At 71.1% G+C, this 7,559-nt stretch carries 7 protein-coding genes and 1 pseudogene; 3 read left to right on the top strand and 5 right to left on the bottom strand.

The genetic code is table 11. From position 1 onward, the window contains the following. Positions 1-374: 374 nt before the first annotated feature. Positions 375-1,817 carry an adenylosuccinate lyase gene (gene purB / locus ACFXMF_RS45685; RefSeq protein ID WP_360320496.1) on the bottom strand — a complete coding sequence of 481 codons (1,443 nt, stop codon included), beginning with the start codon at positions 1,815-1,817 and terminating at the stop codon, positions 375-377. Between the two features lie 138 nt (positions 1,818-1,955). Here purB and ACFXMF_RS45680 point away from each other — a divergent pair, with 138 nt between their 5' ends. The 3 genes and pseudogenes from ACFXMF_RS45680 to ACFXMF_RS45670 all read left to right on the top strand — a co-directional run. Next, on the top strand, positions 1,956-2,288 hold the full coding sequence (locus ACFXMF_RS45680; protein WP_360320493.1) for a YnfA family protein: 333 nt from the start codon (positions 1,956-1,958) through the stop codon (positions 2,286-2,288). Between the two features lie 90 nt (positions 2,289-2,378). Then, positions 2,379-3,617, top strand: coding sequence for a YihY/virulence factor BrkB family protein (locus ACFXMF_RS45675; protein ID WP_379992301.1), 1,239 nt, complete (start codon positions 2,379-2,381; stop codon positions 3,615-3,617). Positions 3,618-3,636: 19 nt separating this feature from the next. Then, positions 3,637-4,038, top strand: a pseudogene (locus ACFXMF_RS45670) (class I SAM-dependent methyltransferase); the annotation flags it as partial. A 16-nt stretch (positions 4,039-4,054) separates the two neighbouring features. Here ACFXMF_RS45670 and ACFXMF_RS45665 read toward each other — a convergent pair. The 4 genes from ACFXMF_RS45665 to ACFXMF_RS45650 are packed head-to-tail and all read right to left on the bottom strand — an operon-like array spanning position 4,055 to position 7,087. After that, complete coding sequence (locus ACFXMF_RS45665; protein WP_379992300.1) at positions 4,055-5,089, bottom strand: DMT family transporter; 1,035 nt, start codon at positions 5,087-5,089, stop codon at positions 4,055-4,057. A 31-nt stretch (positions 5,090-5,120) separates the two neighbouring features. After that, positions 5,121-5,789 (bottom strand): GPP34 family phosphoprotein, encoded by a 669-nt coding sequence (locus ACFXMF_RS45660; RefSeq protein WP_379992299.1) that lies wholly within the window; start codon positions 5,787-5,789, stop codon positions 5,121-5,123. A 47-nt stretch (positions 5,790-5,836) separates the two neighbouring features. After that, entirely contained in the window at positions 5,837-6,154 is a 318-nt protein-coding gene (locus ACFXMF_RS45655) for a hypothetical protein (RefSeq protein ID WP_360320481.1), read from the bottom strand. Positions 6,155-6,163: 9 nt separating this feature from the next. Further along, positions 6,164-7,087, bottom strand: coding sequence for an SPFH domain-containing protein (locus ACFXMF_RS45650; RefSeq protein ID WP_379992298.1), 924 nt, complete (start codon positions 7,085-7,087; stop codon positions 6,164-6,166). Positions 7,088-7,559 lie beyond the last annotated feature (472 nt).

The raw sequence follows: 7,559 nt of genomic DNA, 5'->3' as shown, positions 1-7,559 counted from the left end.
CCCCTCGCTCGTGACTTCGTGTCCCTGCGCTTCGCTCCGGGCCACGAAGTCAACGTTTTGCGGCTCCGCCGCTCTCCGCGCTGCGCGCGTCGATCGCGCGGCTTGCCTGTCTCGGGGGCGCTGACGCGCCGGGAGGGGGCGGGTCAGGTTGGCGAAGGGCGGGTGGTGTCGGGGCGGGTCTGGGTCGCGTAGGCGGGGACCATGGAGGGGCCGTCAGGCGGTGTGGGCCGGAGGGCGTGGTTCGCTGCCTGATGTGACGGTGTGGGGTGTGGCTTCGGTGCGTGCCGGCGGGCCGCGCGGGTGGGGCGGGAGGGGGTTGGTCTCCGGGCCCACCCGCGGGGCCGGCGGGTTGGGGCGGGGTCGTGGGTGTGGGGTTACAGGATTGCGCCCGGGCGGTACTTCGCTGCTTCCGGGTGCTTGGCGGCGATCGTTTCCACGCGTCGGACCACCTCTGCCACCTGGGCTGCCGCCGCGCCGGTGAAGGAGAGCCGGTCGGCGAGGAGCGTGTCCAGGGCCGCGCGGTCCAGTGGGAGGCGGTCGTCGGCGGCCAGGCGGTCGAGCAGTTCGTTGCGCTCGACGCCCTCGCGCAGCGCCAGCGCGGAGGCGACCGCGTGCTCCTTGATCACCTCGTGCCCGGCCTCGCGTCCGACCCCGCCGCGGATCGCGGCCATCAGCACCTTGGTCGTGGCCAGGAAGGGCAGGTAGCGGTCCAGCTCGCGGGCGACCACGGCCGGGAACGCGCCGAACTCCTCCAGCACGGTCAGGAACGTCTCGATCAGGCCGTCGAACGCGAAGAACGCGTCCGGCAGCGCCACCCGCCGCACGACCGAGCAGGACACGTCGCCCTCGTTCCACTGGTCGCCCGCGAGTTCGCCGACCATCGACGCGTAGCCGCGCAGGATCACCGTGAAGCCGTTGACCCGTTCGCACGAGCGCGTGTTCATCTTGTGCGGCATCGCGGACGAGCCGACCTGGCCGGGCTGGAAGCCCTCGGTGACCAGCTCGTGCCCGGCCATCAGCCGGATCGTCTTGGCCAACGACGAGGGCGCCGCGGCCAGTTGCACCAGCGCGGTCACCACGTCGTAGTCGAGCGAGCGCGGGTAGACCTGGCCGACCGAGACGAACGCGTGCTCGAAGCCCAGGTGCGCCGCGACACGCCCCTCCAACTCGGCCAGCTTCTCCTCGTCGCCGCCGAGCAGGTCGAGCATGTCCTGCGCGGTGCCCACCGGGCCCTTGATCCCACGCAGCGGGTAACGGGTGATCAGGTCGTCGAGGCGGTGGTAGGCGACCAGCAGTTCGTCGGTCGCCGAGGCGAACCGCTTGCCCAGCGTGGTGGCCTGCGCGGCGACGTTGTGCGAACGGCCCGCCATCACCAACTCGGCGTGCTGCGCGGACAACTCGGCCAGCCGTACCAGCAGGGCCACGACCCGATCGCGGACCAGTTCCAGCGACGAGCGGATCTGCAACTGCTCGACGTTCTCGGTCAGGTCGCGCGAGGTCATGCCCTTGTGCACGTGCTCGTGGCCGGCGAGGGCGTTGAACTCCTCGATCCGGGCCTTGACGTCGTGCCGGGTGACCCGCTCGCGCTCGGCGATCGAGGCCAGGTCGACCTGGTCGATCACCCGCTCGTAGTCGGCGACCGCGCCCTCGGGCACGTCGATGCCCAGGTCGGCCTGGGCACGCAGCACCGCGAGCCACAGTCGGCGCTCCAGCACCACCTTGTGCTCGGGGGACCACAGCGTGGCCAGCGCCGGGGAGGCGTAGCGGTTGGCCAGAACGTTCGGAATGCGGGGTTTGCGCACAGGCTGGGACGTCACGAGCGGCGAGTTTACCGAGCCCTCGCCGTCGCCCACGACGTACGTCCACGTTCGTGCCTCGCGCGCCGGCCCGCGCGGGTCCGCGGCCCGTCCGTACGCGAAGCCCCGAGCTCCCGATCCCGCCCCTACCGTACGTCCATGATCGTCGCGCGCTCGCTGCTCCTGTTCGTCCTCGCCGCCCTCGCCGAGATCGGCGGCGCCTGGCTGGTCTGGCAGTCCGTACGCGAGCATCGCCCGTGGTGGGTGGCCGGCCTCGGGGTGATCGCGCTGGGCGTGTACGGCTTCGTGGCCACCCTCCAGCCGGACGCGAACTTCGGCCGGATCCTGGCCGCGTACGGCGGTGTCTTCGTCGCCGGTTCACTCGCGTGGGGGATGGCCGTGGACGGTTTCCGGCCGGACCGCTGGGACCTGGCCGGGGCAACCGTCTGCCTGGCCGGCGTCGCCTTGATCATGTACGCGCCGCGCCGCTGACCCCGCGGCACAACCCGTGTCCCACACCGCATGTGCCGACCGCCGCCGGGTAGACGCCGGCCATCGCGGGACGACGTTGGGGGCCGGCACATGGGCAGGCGGCAGAACGCACGAGACGAACGCCGGGCACGAGCCGAGCGCGAGGAGCAAATCGCCCGCTCGTTACGCGGCGACGGCGACCGTACCGCCGCGCCCATCGAGCAGTCGAAGGAGCCCGACGCGCCGGCCGCGAAGGTCCCGGGCCCACGCGAGACCCACCGCCCGAACCCCGAACCTCCGCCCACCGCCGCGGTGGACCTCGCCAAGACCGAACACGCCGACGCCGGCCGACCGCCGGCCGAGGAGCACCTCCCGGACCGGCCGACCGACCTGCCGACCTCGTCGTGGTTCAAGGCCGCGTGGCGCACGATCCGCGAGTTCAAGGAGGACGACCTCAACATCTGGGCCGCCGCACTCACCTACCAGAGCGTGTTGTCGATCTTCCCGGCGCTGCTGGTCGTGGTCTCGCTGGTCGGCCTGGCCGGTCGCTCCGCCACCGACGCGCTGACCGAGAACGTGCAGAGCGTGGCGCCCAGCGAGACGCACCAGATCGTGATCGACGCGATCCGCAACCTCGAACACAGCCGGGGCGCCGCAGGCCCGCTCGCCCTGGCCGGCCTGGGCCTGGCGTTGTGGTCGGCGTCCGGCTACGTCGCCGCGTTCATGCGCGCGTGCAACACGATCTACGACGTGCCCGAGGGCCGGCCGCTGTGGAAGACGGTGCCCACCCGGATCGCGGTGACCGTGGTGACCCTGCTGTTGCTGTCGATCTGCGCGATCGCGGTGGTGTTCACCGGCTCACTGGCCAAACAGGCCGGCCACGCGCTGGGGGTGGGCGAGGCGGGCGTGCTGTTGTGGGACTACGCGAAGTGGCCGGTGCTGATCGTGGTGGTCAACTTCCTGTTCGCGCTGCTCTACTGGGCGGCGCCGAACGCCAAGCAGGGTTTTCGCTGGATCACTCCCGGCGGCGTCCTCGCGGTGCTGCTGTGGGCCCTGTTCTCCGCCGCGTTCGCCTACTACGTGGCCAATTTCAGCACCTACAACAAGACCTACGGCACGCTCGCCGCGGTGATCGTCTTCCTGGTCTGGTTGTGGTTGACCAACATGGCGATCCTGCTCGGCGCGGAGTACAACGCCGAGATGGAGCGGGCCCGGGCGATCGCCGGTGGCCACCCGCCGACCCTGGAGCCGTACGTCCGGATGCGCGACCAGCCCAAGCCGAAGGGCGCCTGGAAGCGTTGGTTGCGGTTCGGCCGTACCCCCGGGGCGAAGCGCGATACCGAGAAGTAGACGGTGGACAATCGAGGTCATGGACAAGATCCGCCCCGCCTACGAGGAACTGGGAGCCGAGGGCTTCTACGCCACCCACGGGGCGCGCTACCGCAACCCGCACGAGCCGCGGGTACGGGCGGTGCTGGCGCAGGCGTTGGCGCAGCCGGTGGCTGCCGAGCCCGAGCTCCTCGACCGCGTGCTCGACCTGGCCTGCGGCAGTGGCGAGGCCACCCTGGCATTGCGCGAGCTCGGCGCACGCGAGATCTCCGGCATCGATCCGTACACGGGCGTCGCCTATCGCGAGCGGACCGGGACACCGGCCGAGGCGCTGCGCTTCGAGGAGATCGCGGCGGGTGCGCTGGCGGGCCGCGCGTACTCGCTCGTGGTGTGCAGTTACGCACTGCACCTGCTCGCCGAGTCCCGACTGCCCGCGCTGGCCTACGCGCTGACCGAGGTCACGACAGCGTTCGTGGTGGTGACTCCACACAAGCGTCCGGTGCTGCGGCCGGAGTGGGGATGGCACCTGCGGGGGGAGTTGGTCGTGGATCGGGCTCGGGCCCGGCTGTATCGGACCTCGCCCGAACCCGCCGAGGCGACTGGGCCACGGTGACGCCGGCGCTGGCGATCACCACGAGCGCGATGCCGGCGATCTGGATCGGCACGAGCGACTGATGCAGCACGACGAATCCGGCGATCGCGGCCACGGCCGGTTCCAGGCTGGCCAGCAGCCCGAACGTCGCGGGCGTCAGGTGTTTCATCGCGAGCATCTCGAAGCTGTACGGCAGCGCCGAGGACAACAGCGCGACGCAGGCCCCCAGGGCGAGCACGTTGGGCTCCAGCAGGGCGCTTTTGGCGGTGGCCACGCCGAACGGGGCGACCAGGACCGCGGCCACCGCGAAGCCGAGCGCCAGGCCCTCGACGCCGTCGAAGCGTTTGGCGGTCTTCGAGGCGACCATGATGTAGCCCGCCCAGCAGGCCGCCGCCGCCATCACGAAGGCGACGCCGACCGGATCCAGCCCGCTGAAGCCGCCGCGCCCCAGGAGCAGCACACCGACGGCGGCGAGCACGATCCACGTCATGTCGCGCAGCCGACGGGACAACACCACGGCCAGGCCGAGCGGCCCGAGGAACTCCAGTGTGACCGCCGGGCCCAGCGGCAGTCGGGCGATCGCCTCGTAGAAGAACATGTTCATGCCCGCGAACGTCACGCCCAGGCCGACCACCACGACCCAGTCCGCGCGACTGCGCCCGCGCAGCCGGGGCCGGGCGAAGGCGAGCAGGATGGTCGCGGCGAACACCAGGCGCAGCGTGACCGCGCCGGCCGGGCCGACGTAGGGGAACAACCGGGCCGCGAACGCCGCACCGAACTGGATCGAGCACGCGCTCGCCAGCACCAACCACACCGCGCGTCCCTGCGGGCCGGGCAACAACCGCGCGAGGGATCCGGGCAGCGCAGGCGAGGTCGCGTCGGTGGCGGTGCGGGAGGTCATCCTTCGACAGTACGGACCGGGTCAAGCCGGATCAGCCGGCGGCCCCGGCGGCCCTGCTCTTCTGCCGCCGGACCGCCTTGCGCAACGCCTCGGGCACCGGGCCCAGACCGGCCTCCAGTGCATCGACGCGGCCCCGGGCGGCCCGGCGTTCCCGGCGGCCGAGGACCACCCGCAGTTCGCCCTCGTAGGTCAGCGCGACCAGGGCCGCGTCCACCGCCGGGACCCGGTCGACCGGCCGGGTCGCCTTGAGGGCGTCGCACACCGCCTTGGTCGCGGCGGCGCGCAGTCGCGGTTGCCGCAGGAGCATGCGCCGGGTCGGCACGATGCCCAGCAGGCGGTGCGGCTCGAACCTGATCACCCGCTCGCGTTCGAGCGTGGCCCCGACTCGGTCGGTGGCCTGCCGTTCGCCCTTGCGGACCCAGTAACCCCAGGAGTGTGCGCGCTCGCTCGCGGTGATCCGGGCCAACATGTCCGCCGCCAGGTCGCAGTCGGGCGCACGGCCTCGCACCGCGGTCGCGGTCACCTTGCCGGTGTGGTCACGGATCAGGCCCTGGGCGTACAACTCGTACAGGGCCGCCGCCTGGAGCGTCACCCCGAGGCGTTCCCGGCTCGACAGCCGTCGCCGCTCGGGACTGTAGGCGAGCAGGAACACTCGCCGGGTCAGGGACACGTGCACGTCGACCTCCGGAATTGGGTTCACGTCGCCCGCCTCGGCGCCACGGCGTCACATCGTCTTCGGGTCTGTGGTCACGGCGCGGTACCGACGTCGCCAGGGTCGCCACCGCTCCCGCCACCGCCGCGAGCACCGCCAGGGTCGTCTCGATCGCCACCGTCGCCTCCGACGGGCTCGGTATCACCGGTGGGCGCTGAACTCGCCCTGGGAGGTCGACCCCGGCGGGCCGGACGGCCGGCGTTGCCCGGCATCCGGCCCGCGTCGCCCAGCGCGCGTCGCAACAGGAACTCGATCTGCGCGTTGGTGCTTCGCAGTTCGTCGGCGGCCCACTTGGCGATCGCGTCGTGGACCGCCGGGTCCAGGCGAAGCAGGATCTTCTTGCGCTCGGTCACCGGGACCGACTACGCGTAGAGGGAACCGGTGTTGACCACCGGCTGGGTGGCCTGGTCGCTGCACAACACCACGAGCAGGTTGCTGACCATCGCCGCGCGACGGTCGTCGTCCAGCTCCACCAGGTCGCCCTCTTCCAGTCGGTTCAGCGCGAGTTCGACCATACCCACCGCGCCCTCGACGATCCGCTGCCGGGCCGCGACCACCGCGCCCGCCTGCTGGCGACGCAACATCGCCTGGGCGATCTCCGGCGCGTAGGCCAGCCGGGTGATCCGCGACTCGACCACCCCGACCCCGGCCGAGGCGACCCGCGCACCGATCTCCGCGGAGAGCTTGCCGGTGATCTCGTCGGCATTGTCACGCAGGGACATACCGCCGTTGCCATGGTCGTCGTACGGATAACTGTTGGCGATGTGCCGCACCGCGGTCTCGGTCTGAATCGCGACGAACTCCTCGAAGTCGTCCACCTCGAACTTGGCCTGCGCGGTGTCCTGGACCTGCCACACCACGACCGCGGCGATCTCGATCGGATTGCCGTCGTTGTCGTTGACCTTGGCGGTCTGCGTCTCGTGGTTGCGAATCCGAGTGGAGACCTTGGTCCGGTCGGTGAACGGATTCACCCAACGCAGCCCGTCGGTACGCAACGTCCCCTTGTAATGCCCGAAAAGCTGAAGCACCCGGGCCTCACCCGGCGCCACGGTGGTCAACCCACGAAGCGAGGCCAACGCCAGCACGGCAACCACAATCCCGGCCGCCATCCCCACCGTCCGCTGCCCACCCTCCGACAACAGCCCAAGGCCGATGAGCCCGGCCCCACCACCCGCACAAAGCGCCGCAACCGCAACAGCCCAAAACCCGGACACCCCGGACACCAGCCGCTCCCGCACCTGAGGCGCCGGCATCACCACTATGGACTCGGAACCGATGTCACCCATGCGATCACTCCCCTTGGTTCAACCTGTCATCACAACCATAGCAAAGTGATATCACTTTAACCCGAGGGACTCCCCTCACCCCCATCACCCCAACCAGGCAACCCGCCGGCCCGCACGGCCAAACAGACAACGGGCACTCGACACCACGAGGCCCGGCGGCGGTAGGCACCTAAGCAGACGGCATCGGTCCCACCCGAACGACCATCCAGCGCTCGGCATCAGCCAAGCACTCGCCCCACAACGAGCAAGCGGCGGCAAGCCCGCAGCCGACGCCTGGCAGACACACGGCAGCGTCGAACACACGACACCGCCCCGAAGCCGAACGCCAACGCGCAGCCGACGTCAACGACAACAGACCACCCACCAACCCACGCCCCAGCCCCACCCCCCCACCGGCGCGTCAGTGCCCCCGACTCCGGCTCACCCCGGTGATCGACGCGCGCAGCGCGGAGAGCGGCGGAGCCGCAAAACA

It is taken from the genome of Embleya sp. NPDC059213 (genome assembly GCF_042754445.1).
GTDB lineage: Bacteria > Actinomycetota > Actinomycetes > Streptomycetales > Streptomycetaceae > Embleya.
This window is presented reverse-complemented; position numbering and strand designations above follow the sequence as displayed.

Excerpts from the sequence above, each read along its gene's own strand:
- ACFXMF_RS45680 (WP_360320493.1), top strand. The coding sequence starts at position 1,956 with ATGATCGTCGCGCGCTCGCTGCTCCTGTTCGTCCTCGCCGCCCTCGCC.
- ACFXMF_RS45675 (WP_379992301.1), top strand. The coding sequence starts at position 2,379 with ATGGGCAGGCGGCAGAACGCACGAGACGAACGCCGGGCACGAGCCGAG.
- ACFXMF_RS45665 (WP_379992300.1), bottom strand. The coding sequence starts at position 5,089 with ATGACCTCCCGCACCGCCACCGACGCGACCTCGCCTGCGCTGCCCGGA.
- ACFXMF_RS45650 (WP_379992298.1), bottom strand. The coding sequence starts at position 7,087 with ATGGGTGACATCGGTTCCGAGTCCATAGTGGTGATGCCGGCGCCTCAG.